This is a genomic window from Sulfitobacter mediterraneus, assembly GCF_016801775.1.
GTDB lineage: Bacteria > Pseudomonadota > Alphaproteobacteria > Rhodobacterales > Rhodobacteraceae > Sulfitobacter > Sulfitobacter mediterraneus_A.
The window spans coordinates 3,211,631-3,233,849 of record NZ_CP069004.1 but is presented as its reverse complement, the minus strand read 5'-3'; the positions used below and the strand labels follow the sequence as shown (position 1 = coordinate 3,233,849).

Here is a 22,219-nt window from a genome sequence, read left to right as displayed (position 1 = left end):
ACCTGAATGCGGCCCCTCGCCAGCTTCGGCGAGGGGCTTTGATGTTAATCGGCAGGATTACTTGGCAACCTCAATGCCGTTCTCGGCATAGAACTTTGCGGCTGCGGGATGGAATGGCACGCCTAAATCCTGACTCATGCGTTCCAGGTCCAGCCCCTTGGCTGCGCTGGCGACACCGCCAAGCGCCTCTGCATGTTCAAGGACGTTGCGGGTCAGCGTATAGATCAAGTCGTCCGGTGCGTCGCAGCGTGTGATAATGTGAGCCGACCAAGTCAGCGCGGCCGTGTCCTCGTCTACACCCTGATAGGTACCGCCCGGAATCGCCCCCAGTTGCAGGCCCGGCATATTCTGCTTCAGTGTTTCATATGTGGCATCGGCTACGGGCAACATGCGGATGTCTCGCGCCGCGGCAAGGTCCATGACCGCACCGGCGGGGGCCGTGGTCACAAGCGTGAAGGCATCGGCATTTCCATCCTTCATCATCGAAACGGCATCGTTGTAACCGACTTGGTTCAAGCGTCCCAGATCGTCATAGCTCAATCCGTTCACGCCGAGCACCAGCCGGGCAAACTGTTCCCCCGTGGTACCCGCCTTTTGGCTGGCAAGCGAGATGCCTTTGAAATCCGCAGGTGATTTGATCTCGCTGTCCTTCAGGACAACCATCTGAAAATACTGCGGGTAAAGTGCAGCCACGTTGCAGACATCGGTATGCGGCGTGCCAAACGGCTCGGCACCGTTAAGCGCATCGACCGTCGTGACCGAGTTGGCAAACCCAAGCACGGCCTTATTTGTGCCCACGCCCTTGATGTTGGCGATCCCACCACCGTTCACCACCTCCAGCTTCAGATCGGGCCGTTCCTCTTCCAGGAACCCTTTGAGTGCGCCGCCCAGTGGATAGAAAGACCCGCCCGGCGAACCTGTCATCCAGCGTAGCGTGTCGGCAGCAGCCGGGCTTGAAACCATAGCGGCTAGCGCCAGTGTCGATAGAAACTTCTTCATCTGATCCTCCCTAGATCCGCCATGAACAGTCCCGGCGGTAAATGTCCCGACAGGATGCAATGCGGGTGCCACAACGCAATTGATATTATCTGAATGCCGCCTTCTCCAATGAAGAATGGACCGTGCCTGCCTTTTTCCGCTATTGTACCGGCGACAGTTTTTCTCATGGATGGAGCGGTCATGGACCTTTCAGCGCTCAAGACTTTTCAGGCAGTTGCCGAAACCGCCAGCGTCACTCGGGCGGCCGATAAATTGTGCTGCGTTCCTTCGGCGGTGACCGCACGGCTCCGACAGCTCGAGCAGGAGATCGGTCAGCCTCTTTTCTTACGCGAACGGCAAGGAATGATCCTGACCCCGAAAGGCCGGGTGCTGCTGGACTATGCCAAAAAGGCGATGGTGCTGTTTGATGAGGCGGAAAAAGCGGTGCGTCACGACGATCTGCCCCAGGGTACGTTGAAAGTGGGAGCCACGGATACCGCCGCCACGCTCTATCTGCCGCGTGTTTTTGCGCAGTACCACCTGTCTTATCCCGATGTCAGCCTTGAGGTCACCTCGGGCGTGACTGAAACCCTGATTGCGGGTGTACGCGATCACAAACTTGACTGTGCAATTGTCAATCGTGAAGTCCGTGATCCACTGTTCAAGGCCGAACAGGTGCGTCGTGAACGGTTGGTGCTGGTCTCTGCCCTGACGGTAGATCAAATAACGGACGCCGACGAATTTACCTTTCTCGCTGCACCAACCGGTTGCGTTCAACGTGCAAGGGTAGAAGAGTGGTGGTCCGAGGGGGCGCATGCTCCGATCCGGCTGATTGAAATGGCAAATATCGAGATGCGCATCAGCTGTGCGGCGGCCGGAATGGGTGTGACGGTTCTGCCCTTGTCTACATTGGAGCGCTTGGCAGACCGTGAAACGGTACGCATTCATGATGTTCCGGAACCCTGGGCCTGGCTGGACACTTTCTTGATCTCGCGTGCTGACAGTCCCTCTTTCGCCGCCCGCCGTTTGTTCCGAGAAATGGTCCTGCAAGAGTTCCGCCAACTGCGTGCAGTGGTTTGAGCTCACGAGCTGCGAAAATTTAATATGAACTGTCTGGCTCACATTGGCACGGCCACCTATTTGAAACGTCCCTCAGAGGTGCATTTCTCAAAATAGCCTGTCAGGACATCAAGCGGAGCATAGGGCTGTGGCCCGATCCCATTTCCGTCTGGTCGCGGATGCGCAGGGCGTCAATGCAATTTCCAACGGCGTGGGCGCCGCTGACGAAGGCTTATTGTGCGACGACCCGCCCTGCCCTTCTGACAGCGACATAGGGCGGTCAGGCGGAATGCTGAAATAGCCTCGACCTTGTTCGCGAAGGCGATATCCGAATTCAAGCAGCGATTGGGCACATGCAAGCCGGGTCCGCGCCTGGGTCGTGTCGCGGTCTGATGAACGGGCACACCAAGGGGGTCACAGGCCGGCGCCCGATCACCTCTCAAACCGACAGCGGATTGGGTAACAAAAGCTGCCGAGGGAACATTGCGGGAATTTTGCCATCATCGCAGGCACACAAACGCCCATCGCAATCGCCGGTGCTTTCGTCAAATCAGAGCAGGAACAAGCAAGTCAAATCGCCAGCGAACCACAGCTGTCGGAGGAATTTCCCCAGGGTTTGCCCACTCATTCCGGCTCCTTAGCTTCCTCCGGCTACCAGCTTCTTACGGTTCAATTTGCCGCGAGATCTGGTCAGTTCCGATCCGGAGGTCGCCGCTGTTGTATCAGGCACGGGCGGCGTCGACAGCGCGTGGGTCAAGCGTGATGCCCAGCCCCGGAACCGCTGGCAGAGCAAGGTGCCCTGCAACCGGGGTCAGGTCGGGCGCGGCCACGATATCGCGTTCCAGCAGTTGCCACATGATCTGGTTCGCATCGTCAAGGTTTGGGATCGTCCGCGCGACGTGATGTTCGGCGGCGGTGGTTATGCCGGTCGTCATCGAGGAATGGATACACAGTGTCATGCCACCGCCTTCGGCCAGCGCCGCCACATGCCGCGTTGCACGTAGCCCCCCCGCTTCGCGTGGGCCAACTGCAAGCATGTCTGCCCCGCCGTTTGCCACAACCCGGTGCGCGTCTGAAATCGAGAACACCGCCTGATCCGCCCCGATCGGGATGGGCGAACGCGCAGTCAGCCGCGCCAGCGCTTCGGTCGAGGTGGCAGGCGTGGGCTGTTCGACATACTCGATATCGTATTCTGCGATCCGGCGCAGCATGCGCAATGCCACTTCCACTGGCCAACCTTCATTGGCATCCAGCCGCAGCCGCGTGTTGGGAACCGCGGCGCGAACGGCTTGGACCGACGCAATGTCGCGTGCCTCGCCCATCCCGACTTTGAGGTAAAGGACAGGCATGGACCTGGCCACTGCGTCGCGTGCATCTTCGGCCAGTTCTTCCGGTGTTTCCCCCTGAAGAAAATGGAAGTAGCCCACGCTGTCGCGGACCGCGCCCCCCAGCAAGTCCCAGACCGGCCGGCCCGCCAGCTTGCCGCAAAGATCGAGACAGGCCATCTCCAGCCCGCTGGCGACCTGTGCGAACTGCCGTGGCACGACGCATCCCCAGACCGTCCAGTGCTTCTTCCACGCCGCAGCAAGAAGTCCGGCATGGTGCCAAGGGTCTTGCCCGGTCAGCCCCTCGGCGACGCGCCGGACAATCATCCCGGTGGCCTGCGGATCGGGAGCAGCGGTGCATTCACCGATGCCCGTCAGATCACCCGACCGCACTTCAATCAGCAGAGTGTGGAAATGCGTTTCTGTCCCCTGCGACCACCGGTAGGGGGTGCGCAGTGGGTGACGCAGAGGCGTCACCCGGATACTGTCGATGACAGGCGCCCCCGCGCGGGGGGCGGATGCGCCGTCCGTCATAGCAGGCCTTCTTCACTCAGGTAGGTTTCAGCCACTTGTTCCACGGATTGACCGTTCACGTCCACCATTCCGTTCAGTCGCTGCATAGTCGCATCGTTCAGCCGACCGGAAAGATCTTCCAGCAGGGTGCCGATCTGCGGATTGGCCTCTAGCACTTCGGCCCGCACAACGGGGACCAGCGCGTAGTTGGGAAAGAAACTTTTATCGTCCCCAAGCAGTTGCAGGTCCATCGCTGCAATCCGGCCATCAGTTGCGCCCACAACGGCGACGTTAACGTTTCCGCTCGATAGCGCATCGAAGACCAGACCGCCATCCATGGGACGGATGTTCGCGCGCCCCGCTTCGAAAGCATAGGTCTCCTGCAGGCCCAGAAGGCCATCGTCGCGGCGCGGGAATTCTGCTGTTGTGGCCATCAGCACTGCGCGGCCCTCGCTATATGCGGCGGCGAGGTCGGAGAGAGTCGCCATCCCTTCGGTCACGGGGTCATCCTTACGGATCGCCAAGGCGTATGTGTTGTTGGCGTTTGACGGCGCCAACCAAACCAGCCCTTTTTCTCCATCCAGCTCCTTCACTCGCTGGTAGGTTTCTTCGGGCGACAGGCGTTCCTCGACCTTGTTGAAGGTCACCAGCGAAGTGCCGGTATATTCCCAGTAAAGATCGACAGCGCCCGATTCCAGCGCCTGCCGCACCACGGTGGTGCCCATGCCATCGGCCTTTTCAACCTCGAAACCGTTGGCTTCCAGAAGGCGGGTGGTCATTTCGGCCAGTATGAGCTGTTCAGTGAAACCCTTGCCGCCAACGGTAATTTCTTGTGCGGCAACGGGGGTCGCCATGCCCATGGCGACGGCAAGAGCCATCAGTTTATTGCGTATCATGTTCAAATCCTTTTGTTGGTCATCGGAGTGGATTGACCCCTCGCGGCACCAGCGCCCATTGCAGGCGCCCCACGAGGAAGTCGGTGAAGATCGCGAGTGCTGCCACCGCGATTGCTCCAGCCAGCATCATCCCTTGATCGTAAAGAGCGATGCCGGTGAAAATAAGTTCGCCCAAGCCGCCCGCACCGATCAGGAAGGCGAGCGGGGCGGTACCGACGCAGATCGCCAGCGCCGTGCGCAACCCGGCGAAAATCACGAAAAGCGCGTTGGGCAATTCAACGCGGAAAAACGTCTGCGAGGGTGTCATGCCCATGCCTTGCGCCGCGTCGATCAAACTGTGGTCAACGGCGGAGAGCCCAGCGTGCGTGTTGCGCACAATGGGCAGCAGGGTGGCCACGAAGAGGCCAAAGACGGCAGGTGGCGTGCCGATGCCCAGCAACGACATCGACAGCGCAAGCACTGCCAGCGTGGGGATCGTGGTGCCTAGGTTGAAAACCTGCAAAACGGTCTCCGACGCACGGCGAAACCGGGGCCGTGACAGGATTGCGCCTGCAGGCAAACCGACGAGGATCGCCAAGCCCCCGGACCACAGCACCAAAATCACATGCTGCACGCCGAGATAAGCGATATCGGGACGGTAAGACATCAGCGAGGGGCCGAGCCCCGATGCCCAGAACCACGCGCCCGCCAGAAAGACGCCCAGCAGGATCGCCGGTCCGCGCAGCGGTTTGAAAGAGGATAGAAGCAGCCTCACGGTGCCGTTTCCTTTTCTGAAAGGGCGGCAGTCACATCGGCGAAATTCAACGTGCCACGTAGAATTCCCTCTGCATCCACACAGGGGATGATTGGCATGTTGTCGGCCAGCATTGCAGCAACAGCAAGGCGCAGATCATCCTCTACCCGGCAGGTGGCGGCGACGGGTGTGGCGTGTTCGGCCACCGTGCCCGCACCATTGGCAGCGGCGCGGGTGATCAGCCCTCTCGGCCGTCCGCGCGGGCCGACCGCGACGAGGGCTGGTGCTGCCGTCGCTTCGAAAATTTCACGCGCGCGGGCCTGCGTGTCGGACAGCAGCAAGCGCGGTGGATTGCGGTCCATCGCGTCGCCCGCGCACACCAACCGCAGGCGTTTCAACGCACGGTCACGGCCCAAGAAGTCCTCGACAAAGGCATCACCCGGATCGGACAAAAGCTCCGCTGGTGGGGCGTAGCGCATCAGGCGGCCGTCACGCAGAATCGCGACCCGGTCCGCGAGCTTGATCGCTTCGTCTAGATCATGGCTGACCAGAACCACCGTCGTACCAAGGCGGCGTTGCAGGCGCAGAAACTCGTCCTGGATGACCTCGCGGTTAATCGGGTCGATGGCACCGAAAGGTTCATCCATCAACATAACGGGCGGATCCGCGGCCAGCGCGCGTACCACTCCGATGCGCTGCGCCTGTCCACCTGACAGCTCGCGCGGGTAGCGGTTGAGAAAGACCGCCGGGTCGAGCGCCACCATCTCCAGAAGCTCCGCCGCCCGGGCGCGGCTCTCCTTGCGCGGCTTCCCCAGTAGATCCGGCACGGTGCAGATGTTGTCCACCACGGTCTTGTTGGGGAACAGGCCGATCTGTTGGATGACGTAACCTATGCGCCGCCGCAGCTTGACCGGATCGCCCTGCGTCACATCCTCTCCATCGATCAGGATGCGGCCCGAGGTAGGTTCGATCAACCGGTTTATCATCCGCATCGTCGTTGTCTTGCCGCAGCCCGATGGGCCAAGCAGGACGCAGATCTCCCCTTTTGGCACCTCAAGGTTCACGCGGTCCACGGCGGTCACGGTGTCAAACACCTTGGTCACATTTTCCAGACGGATCATCGGATGCCTTTCGACGTCAGAGCGCGCTGTAAAGCGCCAAGGCCAAGATCCGCCGCGATGGCCAGCAGCGAGACAGCGACGGCACCGGTAATCAGCTGGCGCGGGTCGGATTGCGCGATGCCCCGGCTAATGAAAGTACCTAGGCCACCCGCGCCGATATAGGCGGCGATGGCAGTGACGCCGATGGACATCACGACCGCCGTACGCACGCCCGCCATGATAACGGGAAGGGCCAACGGGATCTCCACCTGTCCCAACCTTTGAAAGGGACGCATTCCCATTCCCATCGCGGCCTCGCGGAGGGCAGGATCGACATCGGCGATAGCTGTATAGGTGTTTCGCACGATGGGAAGCTGGCTGTAGAGCACAATGGCCACCACGGCGGGCACCGCGCCGATGCCGTGGCCGATGGGGGCCAGCAAAGGGATCATGATCCCGAATAACGCGACAGAGGGGATGGTAATAAGGATTGACGCTGCATAAAGAACCGCATCCGCCGCGCGCCGGTTCTGCGTGATCGCGATGCCCAACGGCACGGCGGTTATGATGGCAATGCCCACGGCCGCGGCAACGATGACGATATGCTCGCCCGCGCGTTCCAGGATCACCTGCCAGTTCTGAGCTGCGAAGTTGATCGTTTCCATGGCGTCCCCCTTTTCTCAAGGGACGCCCGAATCGAAGCTGGCGCTTTGCCCTCAACCGCCGCTAATGTGCTGGCCGCCGCAAATTCCTTGGCGCACTACCGGTTTTGGTTCTGAAAGCGCGCGAAAAGGCCGCCGCATCTGCATATCCGCAGGCAAGGGCGATCTGCGCGATGGATAGGTCCGTAGATTGGAGCAGTTCTGCCGCACGATTCAGGCGCATCCGGCGCAGGTAGGCCGCCGGTCCTTCACCAAGGATTGCATTAAATCGACGTTCGAGAGCGTCGCGGCCAAGACCTGACTCCGTTTCCAGTGCGTGGACATCGAACCCGGTCTCGATCTGTTGTTCCAATGCCGTGACGGCGGCCCGAATGGGCCCTTCCGGCAAGGTCGCTGCTGGCGGCGGCGGTCCAAGCGCACCCGCGCCCTTGCGCCGGGTATGACTGAACCAGTCCGCCACCGCGTCCGCCAAAGCAGCGCCTGCGTCAAGCGCGATGAGTTCGAGCGACATATCCAGCGCCGCCGTACCGCCCGCACATGTCAGCCGCCGCCTTTCGATCACCCAGAGGCTGGGTTCAAGGGGGATTTCCGGAAACCGCGTCGCAAAAGCGGCGCGCGCGGTCCAATGCACGGCGCAGCGCCGACTGTTCAACAATCCCGCCCGAGCGAGCGCAAAGGCACCATCTGCGGCGGCCCCTATCTCAGCCCCCATTCTGTCCATTTTTCGAAGCCAAGGCAAAAGCGGGGCAAGATCGACCGTTGCTGCATCGCCTCCAGATAACAAAATGATACGATCCATATCTGGCAACGCCGGCGCGATGAGATCGGGCCGCGCAGACAGCACCCCCGAGGATGGAACAACGGGGTCACATCCGATCACCTTCAGGTCGTAGAAGGGTTGTCCCGTCATTCCATTTACCGCGCGAATTGGCTCGATCAACGCAGCGAATGCCATGGCAGGGAACCCGCGCAGCACGACCACGCCCACTCGCTTAGGTTTGCGGGGGGGGTGTTTTAGAACGAACTGGGGATATCTGTTGCGATCTACGGACATCATAAAGCAAAAAGCAAACCTACAGTGCCTGTCATTACTGGCATCCTAGACCAATGTCGGGTTAGTAGTCCCGAATGACGAATTGGGCAACGGCATCTTCCGAAACATTACGACGCGCTCACCGGATCGAAGGGCGGAAGCGCGGTTGTTTGCCGCCTGGCGTTACCGTGCGGCGGGTGAAGGGTGCATTGATCGTTGATCCTTCGCATTCGTCCATGAATGCAGCAACGCTGCTTTGGTGGCATGGCGGTGGATTTGTCGCCGGTCACCCTTTGCGGGCGCTGGCCCCGGCCGCATGGATCGCTGAGACCGCCGGAATGACCTGCATACTGCCACTCTGGCCACTTGCGCCCGAGACAAAATGGCCCGCGCAGGCCCGACATGCCCGCAACTGGTGTCGCCGGATAACAGGACCAGTCTATGTCGGCGGAGACAGCGCCGGTGGTGCGCTTGCTTTGGCTTGCTCCGATCTGGCGGAGGCCCTGGTGCTGGGTTATCCCGCACTTGGCGCAGCGCCGGGGGCGTCTGTTGAGCAATGGGGAAGCCAGGAAAACGGTCTCGATGCCGCAGCGGTCAAAAAGATGTATGCGCGTCTTGGCGCTCCTGATCTTTCGGCGCGTTGGGAGCAAGGGTTACCACCCTGCCTTGTCCTCACCGGGGATCGCGAGCCTTTGGCCGATGACCGCAATATACTGCATGGACTTGGAACCTTCGACGTCCATGTGACGCCGGGTGCAGGGCACGGCTTCTTGCGTGATGCTGGCAAAGAGGCTCCGGCAACACAGGCCGTGCTGACCGCCGGGCGCTGGCTTCAGTCGTTGGCCTTGGGGTAGGCTCTTCCTGGATCACGGCAGCACAATTAGGCAAGCTTCCCGCAGGCCTTTCCCAGATCATTGACAAGGCGCATGGCAAACCTCGCGTCGATGACCCGCGAGCTTGCCGATAGCAATAGCGGCGAGTGGTCCATTTGCAGCGCTCAGTTACCACTTCGCTGTCGATGATCCTGACCGCTTCACCTCGTCTAAAGAGGCGGAACCATGGGTCGGCTTAACCCCTTCGCGCCGCAAGTTTGGTGAAAAACAAGTCCTGCCAACATCGTCAACGCCCGTGATGTCAACCTCAGATGGGCGCTGCGCGAAGCAAAAACATCTATGCTGATCCGTGACCCGTCAACTTGGCTGAGGACATCGGGAGCCGGTCGTCGAATATGTTGATTCGATGCACGCGCACCGAGAAATTGGCAAAGTTAGAACTACAACTTCTCATATAGTGGGATAATTGGCTAACGTCGATGCTTAATATTGGCGTTATTTCAATAATATTTTGACAGGAAAACATCCAGATGCTTCGCTTTAGGTGAAAATAAATCCCGCTATATGGAGCTTATTCGAGATGCACGAAAGACTATCGAGCCAGACGAGAACCGCCAAAGTGGCCCAGTTGATGGCTGATACACTGGCCTTGTATGGCGTCGAGTTTCTCTTTGGTATGGAGGATCCGGTTTATCTTTATCACCATCTAGATCGGACAAAGATCAGACCGATCACCATCCGGGACGAGAAACACGGGGCGATCATGGCGCATGGCTATGCCAAAATGTCCAAGCGTCCGGGCATTTGCACATCCACTTTCGGGCCAGGTGCCACCAATTTGATTACCGGTTTGCTCGAGTCACAGAAAAGCTCGATCCCTGTCATCGCCTTGATTCAAGAGATCCCTGCAAACCAGCGTGAACGCAATGCGAGCAGCGAGATTGACCATATTGCAGCGCTCACTCCCTTTACCAAGAAGGTCTTGCGGATTGATACGCCAGAACGTTGTTGCGAAGTAATTCGACGAGCATTTCGCAGCGCCACCAGCGGTCGCCCTGGCCCGGTCGCAATATTGTGCCCGGCTGATATTATGAATATCGAAACGACAGCGGATACATATGCCGAACCGGAGTTCGCGACGTTCCCAGCCTCACGGCCCAGAGCGGCCAAAGCTGAAATCGAGATGGCAGCAGGGTTGTTGGCAAGTGCTGAGCGGCCGGTCATAATTGCCGGCGGCGGCAGCATCCTGTCAGGGGCCTCGCAAGAGGTAATCGACCTAGCCGAGCGCCTTGGTGCTCCGGTTGCAACGACAATGAACGGACGCGGCACAATACCCGACAGTCACCCGCTTTCGGCGGGTACGTTGGGATCGTCAACCAGTGGCATATATGGACGTGGCCATATTTCGAATGAGGCCGTGAGCAATGCTGATGTCGTCCTGATCGTTGGGTCGCGAACAGGCCAGATTTGCTACATGAACTGGCAACAGCCGGGACCTGAAACACGTATCATCCATCTTGATATTGATCCCGAGGAACCGGGGCGGAATTTCCGGACGGATGTGACATTGATCGGCGACGCCCGCGAGACACTGGCTGAGCTTATAGCATCGCCCGTCACCAACAAACCCGGCCGGTCCGGTGCCATTGGCGAGGCGCTTGTTGCGAAGAACAACGAGTGGAAAGCTTCATTCAAGGAAATTTCTACCTCAACGGCGATTCCAATGCGTCCTGAATGCGTCCTTGGCGAAATATCCAATCGGATGGATCCCCAGACCATTTTGGTGACGGATGCAAGCTATGTTACCGGCTGGGCGTTCAGCCATATCGATAATGTATCCGTCGGCGGGCGCATCCTGTCGCCCCGTGGCACGGGCGGTATCGGGTGGTCTTTGCCAGCGGCCCTCGGCGCTAAGCTAGCTGACCCGAGTGCGAAGGTTGTCTGCCTGACAGGGGACGGGGCTTTCGGTTATGTCATGGCCGAGATGGAGACTGCTGCGAGGTGCGATATTCCCGTCGTTGTTGTTGTTATCAACAACGCAACCCTAGGCTTCCAAAAGCACTTTGAGCAAAAGTTGTTCGATGAATACGGAGAGTGCGATCTTTCGGATATCGATCACGCGGTTCTTGCCAAGGCACTTCATTGTGACGGGGAGCGTGTTGAAGATCCAGCCGAGATACCAGCCGCCGTCGATCGCGGTCTGAAAAGCAAGAAACTCTACCTCATAGATGTCGTCGTGGACAATCGTGCCATGGCGCCGATCCTGGGGCTGGATCGCGACGGAGATGCCCCAACAAGTCACTAAACAGAACAAGAAACCAATACATGGAGGACTAAAACATGGTGTATTCACTGATTAAAAGTATTGTCGTTGCTGCGGTATGTACAATTTCCACGACCGCTTGGGCCGGGGAAACATTTGACCGGATCATGTCGTCAAACAAGATGACCGTTGGTGTTGCCCCTTGGAATGGGTTTGTTGCAAAAAACCCATCCAGCGGGGAATTTGAAGGCCTGATCGTTGACGATATTGCAATGCTTTCAGAGCTGACGGGCATCGAGATCGAACTGATCAACACCACCTGGAGCGGGCTGATTGCTGGTCTTCAGGCCGGCAAATGGGACGTTATCATGACGGGCATGGGCGCAACGCCTGAACGCTCAAAAGCCGTCGCGTTTACCGATGGTTGGGGCTTCCTATCCCCTCTGGCGCTGGTCGGCACTGACAGCCCCTTTCAAACAAGCGAAGACCTGAACCAAGAGGGAAATAAAATTACAGTCGTTTCGGGTACAAGCGCGCACCGGCTGGCGGCACGTGTGTTCGACAAGGCAGAGGTGGCGTCCTATTCAGATACGGGTGCTGCCGTACTTGAAGTGATGCAGGGCCAAGCGGCTGCTTATATTGGCGATTCAATTTCCAACACGAAACGCGCCGAAGAACGCTCTGAACTTCGGGCGCTCGAGTTTGATCCTTCTGTCATTGAATGGAATAGCCTGAATCATGCTGTGCGATATGACGATCCGGAGCTTCTGGTGTTCTTGAATACCTATATCCACACGATGCAATTGCGTGGATGGTATGTTGAACTTGCCGAACGCTGGGGCATGCCTGCTAGCTTGGCGACTGGCCCGAACTAAACGCCATTGGCTGACTGCAATTTAACTGGGCCGGAGCTTTACAGGCTTCGGCCTAGGATCAAGACCCTAGATAAACTGAGGATCATATGATGGAGAGGGCGGCATGAACTACAATTTTGAATTTGGAATTCTATTCCAATACGGGGATTACCTTGCCGGGGGTGTTTGGTATGCGGTCATCATCGCCTTTCCAAGCATCTTAATAGCGACAATTGTCGGCATGATATTGGCGGCGGCACATCTTTCTCCCATCCGTATTTTCAGCATGGCCAGCTCTGTCGTCGTAGATGTATTTCGCACCTTGCCGGTTGTGGTCCTGTTGATCTGGATTCATTATGTATTTCCAATTCTCACCGGCCTATCAATGAGCCCGACACAAAGCAGCATACTTGCCTTGTCCTTGAACGGCAGTGCGCTGGCCTGTGAGGCATTCCGTGGTGGTTTGCAAGCAATTCCCGGAACGCAGCGCCAGGCGGCCTGGTCACTCGGGTTGTCGAAAATGGACACTTTGAGGTTTGTGATCATCCCCCAAGGCTTCTTCTCAACCCTCCCCGCACTGACAAATGTGCATATTACGATAATCAAGAACGTCACTGTCACCGTGCTGATTGCTGTGCCCGAAGTGATGTTCCGCGCACAGGAACTGACTGTTCAATTCTTTCGTCCTCTCGAACTCTACACGGGGGCTGCCGTTGTTTATGTGGCACTCATCCTGTCTTTCACTGTGGCAATGCGTCGCCTCGAGAAACTTCGCAAATGGGAGAGCGTCTGATGTCCGAGAAACCTTTTCTTAATATTAGCGGCCTGACTAAGAAATATGGGGACACGACCATTCTTAGCGATATTGATTTAAGCATCAATAAAGGCGATACGCTGATGATATGTGGGCCAAGTGGTTGTGGCAAAAGCACCCTCCTGCGATGCCTGAACGGATTAGAGCAGGTTGAAGCTGGCTCGCTCACGATCGGCGACCGGCACGTTGATTTGAGCGATCCCAATCAACGCGAGTCGGCACGGCAGGGTACGGGTCTGGTATTTCAAAACTTCAACCTGTTTCCCCATATGTCCGTGTTGGATAACATCACGCTGGCCCCGCGACGCGTTATGAAAACGCCCAAATCCAGGGCTGAAGATGAGGCGAAAGACTTGCTGGACCTCATTGGGCTCACCGACCGAATGCAAGCCTACCCTTGCGAATTATCCGGCGGTCAACGCCAAAGGGTTGCAATTGCGCGGGCACTGGCCATGAACCCGGAGCTGTTGATGTTTGATGAACCCACATCCGCCCTTGACCCGGAAAAGAAAGAAGAGGTTCTTGGGGTGATCCGCGAACTCAAGAGCATTAAGAATGTTACGATGATCGTCGTCACACATGAAATCGGATTTGGAAAAACCGTGTCTGATTGGGCCATGTTGCTCGATGCTGGCAAAGTGGTCGAATTCGAACCATCAACAGATTTTTTCAGCACACCAAAATCTCAACGCACCAAAGAGTTTTTGAATGCGATTGTAAACGCCTGAAGTCGAGCAAAACCATATGAAGACCCTCAACAACATGACAAAGGCTTTGAAGCTTGTTGCGGCATCACCAAAGCCGATATCGGTGAGCGAGATTTGCACGGCGCTTGACCTGCCACGAAGCAGCGCCTCTCGTCTGATGGCGTCACTACGTGACAGTGGACTGATTGAACAAGTGCCCAGGTCACGCCAATACGTGGCTGGGCCACTAGCCTGGGAACTGGGTGTTCAATATCGTCCGCTAAATTTCAATCTGGATGCCATCGCGGAAAGTTTGGCCCATATCTCACTTCTAACGGGTCTTTCCACATGGCTTGCTGTATTGGACAAACGTGAAATCATACTGTTGCGTCACCATCAGGGATCGACACCCATATTGATATCCGTACGTCTGGGGCAACGCCTACCTGCGCATACAACAGCGATGGGCAAAGCGCTGTTAAGTCGTTTGTCAGATCGCACCATCAAAGAATTGTATGATGAAACCCTGCCAAGTTTGACGGGGCGGAGCCTTCAGACGCGCACCGAATTGATTACAGAACTAGATGAGATCAGGCAAACCCGTTTGGCCTATTCACGCCAGGAAGCATTTCCCGGCATTGTTTCCGTCGCAGGGGCGATCATGGGCGTCGCCAACGATTATCCAATCGGCATCAGCATGTCGTACCAAGCGCAGCAGAAAAATGCGGCGGATCTTGACCCTATATTAGAAAAGGAACTGCAAACGATTGGACAGCAGTTCGGGGACGATTATTGGGCCAGCTGAACTCATCGTGAGCCCGCAGCCTCCTCGTTCTGTGGCGCCTCTTTCCCGGTGAGTTTTGTGAAGAAGTCTGTCACAGCATTGGTGTCTGACTTTTTTGGGGTACTCTTTTGGGGTGTTTTCTTTGCGGGCTTTTTCTGGGGCTTGTTCAGCGCCCCTTCCATGGGATTGCGATACCAGATACGGATCAGTTCTGACATTCGCTTCACTCTTCTGAGTTCGGGGTTATTAGGATCAATTGATTTTTGCGATCTCGCAATGTGTTCGAGCACTGAAACCCTGTCTTCTGCCAGCACAAGCCAATGTTCCAGGCGTCTTTTCCTGCTCTTTTTTGTCCTAAGTTTGGTCAGGTCATTGAAATGTGTAAGCGTTGTTTCTCGCCAAACCAACATCATCTCGAATATGACCGATGACATCTTTTTTGAGAAACCTTCGATCACAATACTATGACCCTCCTTGTTGCCACGGATCGCGGTCCTGAGATCTCTGTCTTTGACGTTTTTGAGGTTTTTCTGCGTGTAGATTACACTTATTTTTTTCGACCTCTTCTTTGGTGGGTTCTTATCGATATTGTGGGATGAAGACGGGCGCTCGTCCGATCCTCCGCCTCCTTCTGCGTTGGCAACGCCATGAGAGGAAACCATTGCCAATGAAGCACTCAAACCAGACAGTAGCCACCGTCTTGTGACATGGATTATCTGTGGAACCTGTCCCATAAAGGCCCATAATCTAGGAGAATGTGGAGCCTGACTTTAGCAAAATTAGGAATTTTTGGCAAACCAGCTTTGGCATAGGTACTGTACCCCCTTCCCGAGGTTGCCCCGACAACCCGCTTATGGGCAGGACAGCCAGCGGGCTGGCGGGCCACCAGACAATTGGGGTGACAGTCTGGTGGTCTTGGTCGGTCTGCTAGATAAATTCGGCGCGGCTGCCGATTTCCGGGCGTGCGATTTGAAGCGCATCCTCTATCTCGATGCTACGATCGAACAAAGCCCGCCCGATCAATGCACCCGAAACTTGCGGCACAAATTTCAACCGAGACAAATCGTCAAGGGAACGGATCAGCCCTCTGGCCACAACCGGAGAATTGGCCTCGCTCGCCAGTTGGGAGATCAGGGCAACACTGTCTTCTGCATCCCCTATTTCCGCCCCGATGTCGGTCACAATGATCGCGGCAAATGGATCGCTCTGGAACGCCTCCAGAAATGCCGATGGCGTAAACGCGCTTTTCTCTTTCCAGCCGTCGCTGACCACATGGCCTTCAAATACATCCACTGCGAGCACAATTTGATCAGGAAAGAGCTTGGCCGCCTCCTTCACCAGATCGGGCTGCCGCAATGCCAGCGTGCCAACGACAACGCGCCCCACACCGTGGTCGACCCACTCTGCGATGCGCTCGACGCTTCGAAAACCACCGCCCAATTGAACAGGGATTCCAACAACGCGAATGATCTCCCTGATGAGATCGGAATTCCGCTCATCACCCGACATCGCATCAAAGTCGGTGATGTGAAGCCATTCCGCGCCCGCCTCGGCAAAGCTTTTGGCCTTTTCTATTGGGTCGATATGCCAAATCTGGGGCTCTTCCGTACGCCCGCGGAAAAGGCTGACACAGCGACCTTCGAGCAGTTCAATCATGGGGTAGAGAATCATGGCAGGTTTCCTATCAAGGGGATCGTTTGGCTCAGGCCCACTACCCGTAGCTGTGGTTCGCGCTCAAGATCGTGAGAAGAAGCGACCAATATAGCAGAATTTGAGACAAAACTGAAATTAGCGAACAGCGTTCTGACGGCCACAAGCCCGAAGACAACGGCTGATATCCGTTGCTTTCGCAGTCCGGGAGCCAACCATTCTGGTGTCCTGATCCCCAAATCGTTAATGTTGCTATTTCCAACCACGCCGCGGTATCCTCAAAAAATTACCCTCGTTCCCTGCCCCAACGAACCTATCAATTGATTTCCGGTGACCAATTGCGATGCCATTTGCTTGCGTTCTGATATCCGACGTCACTGGCAGCACGCAGCTTTATGAAGCTGTAGGCGATGCGCTTGCCCTGGAGCAGATTACGGATGTCCTGACGAGAATGCGCCAAATCATTGAGCAGCACGGCGGGCATTGCGTTAAATCGCAGGGTGACGATGTGCTGAGCTACTTCGACCAGTCCGACAGCGCGTTTCAGGCCGCAATGAAGATGATCCATGAAGATTGGCACGCCGACTTGGCGGTCCATGTTGGCATGTACGTAGGCGAGATTCTGACCCACGACGGGGATATTTACGGCACGCCTGTGAACACAGCGGCCCGTTTGGCATCCATAGCCAAGCCGGGGGAGATATTGCTGGGCGATGCATGTTTTGACGGCTTGATGCCAATATCAAAACAGCAACTGACGCTGATTGGTGATTTACAGCTCAAGGGCAAACAAACGACGACCAGAGTCTATTCCTGCTCTGCCAGCGATGTATCTTTGCAGACGGCCACAGTTGTAAAACCCAAGAAGGCCCAGGCCAACGGCACAGACTTTGCCCGTTTGGCCTATGCCGACAGAAGTTGGCAGGTTGGTGAGGGGGAAAAACTGTCCATCGGGCGCGCCATCGACAATGACATCGTCTTGGGCCACGCTTGGGTCTCGCGCAAACATGCGGTTGTTTCGATGCGGCAAGGGGAGCTGGAATTTTCGGACATCAGCTCCACCGGTAGCGTCATTCAAACCGATGACGGCAAAGCGATCTCAATCCATCGAAGGACCACCCTGCTGAATGGCAGCGGTCTGATTTTTCTGGGGGCGGATGAAAAGGCCGAAAAAGCGAATGCGCTGTCTTTCGACACGAAGAAGATGAAGATCGAATTTGCCTCGGACTGACTGTTCCGGATCCTAGGATCAAGCCCCTAGCCTTCCGAAAAGACCGGGATCTTGCCAGCAAGCCCTTTCAGTTCGTAGGAGCCGCAATTTTCAAAGGCTTCGTCACTCAGATGTTGGCGAATTTCCTCTGAAACCAAGATCGCTTTGCCCAGTGTTCCGCACATGTCGGCCAAGCGGCTGGCCAGATTAACGTCGCGCCCGATCACAGTGTAGTCGAGCCGGGCACCGGAGCCGATGTTGCCGTATGCAACTTCGCCAAAATGCAGCGCAACACCTACGTCAAACTGTATCTCCGCGCTCTTGCGCCGGTCCGCCACAGCCAGACGCCCCTGGCGGGCCGCGCACAGCGCTTTGGCACAAGCCTTCGCATCCTCCTGCCCGGCACGGAAAATGGCCAATACACCATCGCCGATGAATTTGAGAACCTCGCCGCCATTGTTTTCGACAGCGGGAACCACGCAATCATAGTATTCATTTAGAAGGGCTGTCGCACTTTCGGCTGACAGATCAGAGGTCAACAGCGTGAATTCACGCATATCCGCAAACAGGATTGCAGATCTGAGCCGGGTCACCTCGCCGCGATGCACATCGCCCGCAAGTATCCTCTCATGCGGCTCTTCGCCCACGTACATCCGTGTGACCTCTTTCAAGATCCGGTGCATCACAAGAATTTCCTGACAGGCTTCGATTGCCGGAAAGGTTGCCCGTAAAAGGGCGACATCCACGTCGCTAAAGCCGGCCTCCGCCTGCGTTGCAAAGGAGAAAATATTCTGCATTCCATTGGCCATGAGCGTCGGCGCACAGATGTAGTCCGTTAGCCCGGCTTGTTTGAGTTCTGGCACGAGGTTGAAGTCTGTCTCCTGTAGGTCTTGAGGGTTGAACCGGACCCACCGCCCTGTTTCATGCGCGAGGGCTGAGGGCGATGTCTCATATTCGGTTGACGCCGTTCCAATGTATGGAAAGACGTTTGCGATAGCTCCTCGCCCTTGCTCCCAAACCCGATAAGATGCGGAATTTATTGCGTGCAAGATGCGGACAATGGTCACGCATCGGTGTAATGGCAGCCCCGCAGATACAAGTTGCTCTGCCAAGGCGGTGAGCGTGTCGTTTGCGTCGGCATTGAACCTGCCCTCTCCCAACATGTAATCGCGAATGGAGATAGCTTTCTTGACCTTGGCTGGATCAAGCAGGCTCCAAGGGTCGTCCGCATTGGCCGGAAGAAGATATTGTGAATTTTTCATCTCGCACCTCTGGGCATCACTCATCGTTGGACCAAAATATCGAAATATTGAGACACCCTAGCAGATGAAACGCCGACCGGCACACGTGGGGCCCGAATAAATCCGCCGCTTTGATCTAGAACAAAGCCCGTCCGCCCGAGACATGTAGAAAATAACCTTGCAGGTCAGTTGAGCAGCGATGGACCTCTGCCCTTCTGGCGGAGGAAGAGATGGGGTGCACAATGGAATTGCTCATTATTTACGAAACCGTCGAAGGACAAACGCGCAAGATTGTTGACGCCGTGGAGGCACAGATACGTGCGGCGGGACACGGCGTGCGGCTGTTCAACACATCGGACAGATTGGCGCCCATTTCTTTTGAAGGTATCGACAAGGTCATCCTGGCCGCACCGGTGCATGAGCGACGTCACCCGCAAGGCTTTGAAGTCCTGGTATCTGCCAGTCGGGAAGATCTGCAAGCCCTGCAAACCATGATCATTTCTGTCAGCCTAAAGGCTGCATTCCCTGACGGGCTTGAAGAAGCGCAGGAATATCTGACCGAGATGGAAATGCGCACACGGTTTGAACCCAACCGCGAGCTTCTGCTTGCCGGTGCTGTTCGCGCCAGCAGCTACGGCTATTTCGAAAGCCAGATCGTGCAGAATGTTCTCTTGGACGGGCGGGAGGTCGATCTGGTGGACGGCGTTCGCGAATTCACGGATTGGGACAGACTGCGTGCTGAGGTCAGCGCCTTTTTGGATGCTTAACCGCCTGTGGTCTCCGCAGCCTTCTGATCCGCCGCTGTTCAAAATTTGGCGCCCCGCTGGTTTCCCATCATGAAATTACCATAGTTCTGCCAGTTTCCGACTTTAACCGGCGCTCCACGAGAGCCATCTCAAAGTTAAGGAGGCCAAGTATGAACTTAATCTCGCCACTCATCGGTGCGCCGCAAGGCACATCATCGGCCAACTCTGAGCCAGAGGACAAATCGCCCAAGAAGGCGGAAGTGTCTGACGGTCAGGACAAGCAAGAGCCAAAACCCTCTGAGCAGAAAGCGGCAGACCAGACGACTGAAGTTGATAATTCCAACCCGCCCTCAAAGGCAGAGCAAGCCAAACCGGTTGCGGATAAAGGTCCGGCTGCAGCCAGCGATGGCGCGCCATCTCGCGCATCTGTTTCCGCTCTGGATGATGATGCGGCCAAGATCGCGGCCGACCGCCGCGCAGCGGAGAACCGGATTGAACAGGCACGCACACGTGCGTTGATCGACAGCATTGCGCCTGTTGCAAATTCACCCGCTCAGGGTAGCAAATCCTATATGGAAACGCTGCTAACGTCCAAGCCTGCGGCGGAGACGACCGCTGCGCCTGAGACTGCAGCAGCCCCAAAGGCCGACGCCGCGGCCTAGTATCACGATGTTTGAGCCTTCTGGAACGGCCCGCGATTGTCGGGGCTATCCGGAGGGCTCATTCAGCGCTCTGAAGCGGCAATGTCACCTTGAACACGCTGCCTTCACCTTCGACACTTGTTGCAGTGAGCGTTCCGCCATGCGCCTCGACAATCTCGCGCGAGATGGCGAGGCCAAGACCGGTGCCGCCGATGCCCCGCTTGTTGGACGAATCCACTTGATGAAATGGCTCAAACACCCTCTCGACCTGATCGGGCGGAATGCCCATGCCGGTGTCTTTGACCCTGATTTCGATCTGGTCTCTGACGATCTCTGCGATCAGGGAAACGCTGCCTGTTTCGGTGAATTTTGTGGCGTTGCCCAGAAGGTTCATCAAAACCTGCTGGATCCGCTTGGCATCAAGATCCAAAGTCGCAGACACAGGTTGGACGTTTAGCTCCAGACCCTTCTGTTCAACCATCGGGGCCATCTGGCCAGCCGCCGTTTGGATGATCTCGCCAATGTCATTGGGCTGAATATCAAGGGACAGGCCGCTGGCCTCGATCTTGGCAAAATCCAGAATTTCGTTCACCAAGAACAGCAGATGCTCGCCGGACCGCTCCAGCTTTTCCATCATGCCAGAGATCATCTCGTAGACCCCGGACAGTTGGGTCTTGAGCGCCGCGCCTTCACTATCCGGCAACGCATCAATCGACGCGGTCAGCTCCTTGGCCTTGGGCAGACGCTCCACCTGTTTGGACAGGCGGGCTGTGCCGAGGATCACGGTCAGCGGCGTGCGCAATTCGTGGCTGAGGACGGCCATAAAGTCCGATTTGGCTTTGTTCGCCGCCTCCGCCCCCAATTGAGCCTCTTTCAACTCGGAGACATCAATGCGCAGGCCGACTATGCTGCCGTCAGGCATGGTCCGGTCCGAGGCTTTGATCACGCGGCCATCTGACAGGAAATGTTCTGCATCGAAATCACCCCCGCGCTTTGCGTTCCATTCGGCAAGCCATTCTTCTTCGCGGCCAACAGCCGATGGAAAAATCCCGCGCTTGAGGCCGCGCAACACCAAATCTTCGTATGATGCGCCCGGCTCGATTGCGTCGCGGTTCAGGTTGTAGATGTCGAGGTATTTCTTGTTGTTCAGCACCAATCGGTCATTGGGGTCGAACATGATGAACCCGTGATCCAGTGCATCGATGGCATTCGACAGCCGCACCTCGGCGATACGACGGTTGTCCGCCAGCCGGATGACGTACCACAGCAAGAACAGCGCAAGACCAATGGCGATAAAGGCAAGAAGACGATCAGAATTGTGATCGGGTTTGTGCAGGGGCCAACCGCCAACGGGGACGGCCGCCAATTGCCAAACACCATAAGGGAAATCCAGCGTCAAAAGCACAGGGTCTTGGCCCAGAATGTCCTGATCCCCAAAGAGAACGTGATCAGACGCCCCGCCATTGGTCGTATCCTGGATCATGATCTCATAGTCTTGGCCGATGTCCGGCAAGCCCAGGTTGGTGAGAAACTTTTCATAGTCCAGCACAACGGAGATGATACCCCAGGGAGATTTATCTACCCCATCCCCGACATAGACCGGTTGGCGCAGAATGAGGCCCCGTCCACCCTGCACGAGGTTGACCGGCCCGGTGATCAATCCCTTGCCGGTCTCCATGGCCTGTTTCACCATTGGGTATTGTTGCTTGTTACTGCGATAATCGAGACCAATCGCGCGTTCGTTGCCCTCGGCCGGGATCACTCTTGTAACGACAAGATCCGGCGCAATCCCAATAGAAATCAAATCCGGTGTTGTCTCGATCAATTGCTCTGCGCGGGCAGACAGCTGATCACCCTCCATAGACGGATTTTGACCGACAATCGTGGCGAGTTCGCTCAACTTGAGGATACGGTCGATGATCTCTTTGCGGATGTTCTCGCGCAGCTCGACCAGTTGCAGCGTTGTCTGCAACTTGTTGTCATTCAGATACGCATTATCGCCCAGCTTTTCGAGCCGCCCTGCAATCAGGATGCCTATCAATGCGGCAATACTTAGAACCCCAACCATTCTGATATTTGAAAACAGGGTAATTCCGCCGCTCATTGCAGGGTCAGTCTCTTCATTGGTTAATCTTTACTTCAGCAAAACCAAACAGGAGGGTGGTGTCAACTTGAAGTCGACACCGCAACACATCCTA

At 56.6% G+C, this 22,219-nt stretch carries 22 protein-coding genes; 11 read left to right on the top strand and 11 right to left on the bottom strand.

The features are described from left to right. Nucleotides 1-57: 57 nt before the first annotated feature. The gene (locus JNX03_RS15970) at nucleotides 58-999 is read right to left on the bottom strand and encodes a TAXI family TRAP transporter solute-binding subunit (RefSeq protein WP_203209986.1); all 942 of its coding nucleotides are present in this window, start codon (nucleotides 997-999) and stop codon (nucleotides 58-60) included. A 180-nt stretch (nucleotides 1,000-1,179) separates the two neighbouring features. Between JNX03_RS15970 and JNX03_RS15965 the strand changes: the two genes are divergently transcribed. Further along, on the top strand, nucleotides 1,180-2,058 hold the full coding sequence (locus JNX03_RS15965) for a LysR family transcriptional regulator (protein WP_203209985.1): 879 nt from the start codon (nucleotides 1,180-1,182) through the stop codon (nucleotides 2,056-2,058). Between the two features lie 701 nt (nucleotides 2,059-2,759). Here the strand turns inward: JNX03_RS15965 and JNX03_RS15960 are convergent. The 6 genes from JNX03_RS15960 to JNX03_RS15935 all read right to left on the bottom strand — a co-directional run bounded on the left by JNX03_RS15960 (nucleotide 2,760) and on the right by JNX03_RS15935 (nucleotide 8,176). Continuing rightward, on the bottom strand, nucleotides 2,760-3,896 hold the full coding sequence (locus JNX03_RS15960; RefSeq protein WP_203209984.1) for a mandelate racemase/muconate lactonizing enzyme family protein: 1,137 nt from the start codon (nucleotides 3,894-3,896) through the stop codon (nucleotides 2,760-2,762). Beyond that, nucleotides 3,893-4,771, bottom strand: coding sequence for a glycine betaine ABC transporter substrate-binding protein (locus tag JNX03_RS15955; protein WP_203209983.1), 879 nt, complete (start codon nucleotides 4,769-4,771; stop codon nucleotides 3,893-3,895). Before JNX03_RS15955 ends, JNX03_RS15960 begins: the two co-directional genes overlap by 4 nt. Before the next feature lie 19 nt (nucleotides 4,772-4,790). Beyond that, nucleotides 4,791-5,525, bottom strand: a complete 735-nt coding sequence (locus JNX03_RS15950; RefSeq protein ID WP_231024302.1) for an ABC transporter permease — start codon at nucleotides 5,523-5,525, stop codon at nucleotides 4,791-4,793. Further along, nucleotides 5,522-6,625, bottom strand: coding sequence for an ABC transporter ATP-binding protein (locus JNX03_RS15945; RefSeq protein WP_203209982.1), 1,104 nt, complete (start codon nucleotides 6,623-6,625; stop codon nucleotides 5,522-5,524). The genes JNX03_RS15950 and JNX03_RS15945 overlap by 4 nt, the downstream gene beginning before the upstream one ends. After that, the gene (locus JNX03_RS15940; protein WP_203209981.1) at nucleotides 6,622-7,269 is read right to left on the bottom strand and encodes an ABC transporter permease; all 648 of its coding nucleotides are present in this window, start codon (nucleotides 7,267-7,269) and stop codon (nucleotides 6,622-6,624) included. The genes JNX03_RS15945 and JNX03_RS15940 overlap by 4 nt, the downstream gene beginning before the upstream one ends. Before the next feature lie 61 nt (nucleotides 7,270-7,330). Continuing rightward, entirely contained in the window at nucleotides 7,331-8,176 is an 846-nt protein-coding gene (locus JNX03_RS15935) for a GlxA family transcriptional regulator (RefSeq protein ID WP_203209980.1), read from the bottom strand. A gap of 311 nt (nucleotides 8,177-8,487) precedes the next feature. Between JNX03_RS15935 and JNX03_RS15930 the strand changes: the two genes are divergently transcribed. From JNX03_RS15930 to JNX03_RS15900, 7 genes are all read left to right on the top strand, one after another. Next, nucleotides 8,488-9,153 carry an alpha/beta hydrolase gene (locus JNX03_RS15930; RefSeq protein ID WP_203209979.1) on the top strand — a complete coding sequence of 222 codons (666 nt, stop codon included), beginning with the start codon at nucleotides 8,488-8,490 and terminating at the stop codon, nucleotides 9,151-9,153. A gap of 103 nt (nucleotides 9,154-9,256) precedes the next feature. Then, nucleotides 9,257-9,478, top strand: coding sequence for a transposase (locus JNX03_RS20720; protein WP_203209978.1), 222 nt, complete (start codon nucleotides 9,257-9,259; stop codon nucleotides 9,476-9,478). 234 nt (nucleotides 9,479-9,712) lie between these two features. Continuing rightward, on the top strand, nucleotides 9,713-11,437 hold the full coding sequence (locus tag JNX03_RS15920) for a thiamine pyrophosphate-binding protein (protein WP_269142465.1): 1,725 nt from the start codon (nucleotides 9,713-9,715) through the stop codon (nucleotides 11,435-11,437). A 35-nt stretch (nucleotides 11,438-11,472) separates the two neighbouring features. Continuing rightward, entirely contained in the window at nucleotides 11,473-12,270 is a 798-nt protein-coding gene (locus JNX03_RS15915; protein ID WP_203209976.1) for a transporter substrate-binding domain-containing protein, read from the top strand. A 103-nt stretch (nucleotides 12,271-12,373) separates the two neighbouring features. Beyond that, on the top strand, nucleotides 12,374-13,042 hold the full coding sequence (locus tag JNX03_RS15910) for an amino acid ABC transporter permease (protein WP_203209975.1): 669 nt from the start codon (nucleotides 12,374-12,376) through the stop codon (nucleotides 13,040-13,042). After that, a complete protein-coding gene (locus tag JNX03_RS15905) occupies nucleotides 13,042-13,791 on the top strand; it encodes an amino acid ABC transporter ATP-binding protein (RefSeq protein ID WP_203209974.1) in 750 nt (249 codons plus the stop codon). The genes JNX03_RS15910 and JNX03_RS15905 overlap by 1 nt, the downstream gene beginning before the upstream one ends. A gap of 16 nt (nucleotides 13,792-13,807) precedes the next feature. After that, nucleotides 13,808-14,554: an IclR family transcriptional regulator gene (locus JNX03_RS15900; RefSeq protein ID WP_203209973.1), complete on the top strand. Its 747-nt coding sequence runs from the start codon at nucleotides 13,808-13,810 to the stop codon at nucleotides 14,552-14,554. A 2-nt stretch (nucleotides 14,555-14,556) separates the two neighbouring features. Here JNX03_RS15900 and JNX03_RS15895 read toward each other — a convergent pair whose 3' ends face one another. Next, nucleotides 14,557-15,267: a hypothetical protein gene (locus JNX03_RS15895; RefSeq protein WP_203240810.1), complete on the bottom strand. Its 711-nt coding sequence runs from the start codon at nucleotides 15,265-15,267 to the stop codon at nucleotides 14,557-14,559. 193 nt (nucleotides 15,268-15,460) lie between these two features. Beyond that, nucleotides 15,461-16,204: a HisA/HisF-related TIM barrel protein gene (locus tag JNX03_RS15890; protein WP_203209971.1), complete on the bottom strand. Its 744-nt coding sequence runs from the start codon at nucleotides 16,202-16,204 to the stop codon at nucleotides 15,461-15,463. A 322-nt stretch (nucleotides 16,205-16,526) separates the two neighbouring features. On the opposite strand from JNX03_RS15890, the gene JNX03_RS15885 reads away from it, so the two are divergent. After that, entirely contained in the window at nucleotides 16,527-17,414 is an 888-nt protein-coding gene (locus JNX03_RS15885; protein ID WP_203209970.1) for an adenylate/guanylate cyclase domain-containing protein, read from the top strand. A gap of 26 nt (nucleotides 17,415-17,440) precedes the next feature. Here the strand turns inward: JNX03_RS15885 and JNX03_RS15880 are convergent, their stop codons facing one another. Then, on the bottom strand, nucleotides 17,441-18,256 hold the full coding sequence (locus JNX03_RS15880) for an adenylate/guanylate cyclase domain-containing protein (RefSeq protein ID WP_203240809.1): 816 nt from the start codon (nucleotides 18,254-18,256) through the stop codon (nucleotides 17,441-17,443). A gap of 620 nt (nucleotides 18,257-18,876) precedes the next feature. On the opposite strand from JNX03_RS15880, the gene JNX03_RS15875 reads away from it, so the two are divergent. Further along, entirely contained in the window at nucleotides 18,877-19,401 is a 525-nt protein-coding gene (locus tag JNX03_RS15875) for a flavodoxin domain-containing protein (protein WP_203209968.1), read from the top strand. Nucleotides 19,402-19,550: 149 nt separating this feature from the next. Further along, a complete protein-coding gene (locus JNX03_RS15870) occupies nucleotides 19,551-20,042 on the top strand; it encodes a hypothetical protein (protein WP_203209967.1) in 492 nt (163 codons plus the stop codon). A gap of 58 nt (nucleotides 20,043-20,100) precedes the next feature. On the opposite strand, the gene JNX03_RS15865 is transcribed toward JNX03_RS15870, so the two are convergent. Further along, a complete protein-coding gene (locus tag JNX03_RS15865) occupies nucleotides 20,101-22,125 on the bottom strand; it encodes a sensor histidine kinase (RefSeq protein ID WP_203209966.1) in 2,025 nt (674 codons plus the stop codon). Nucleotides 22,126-22,219: the final 94 nt, after the last annotated feature.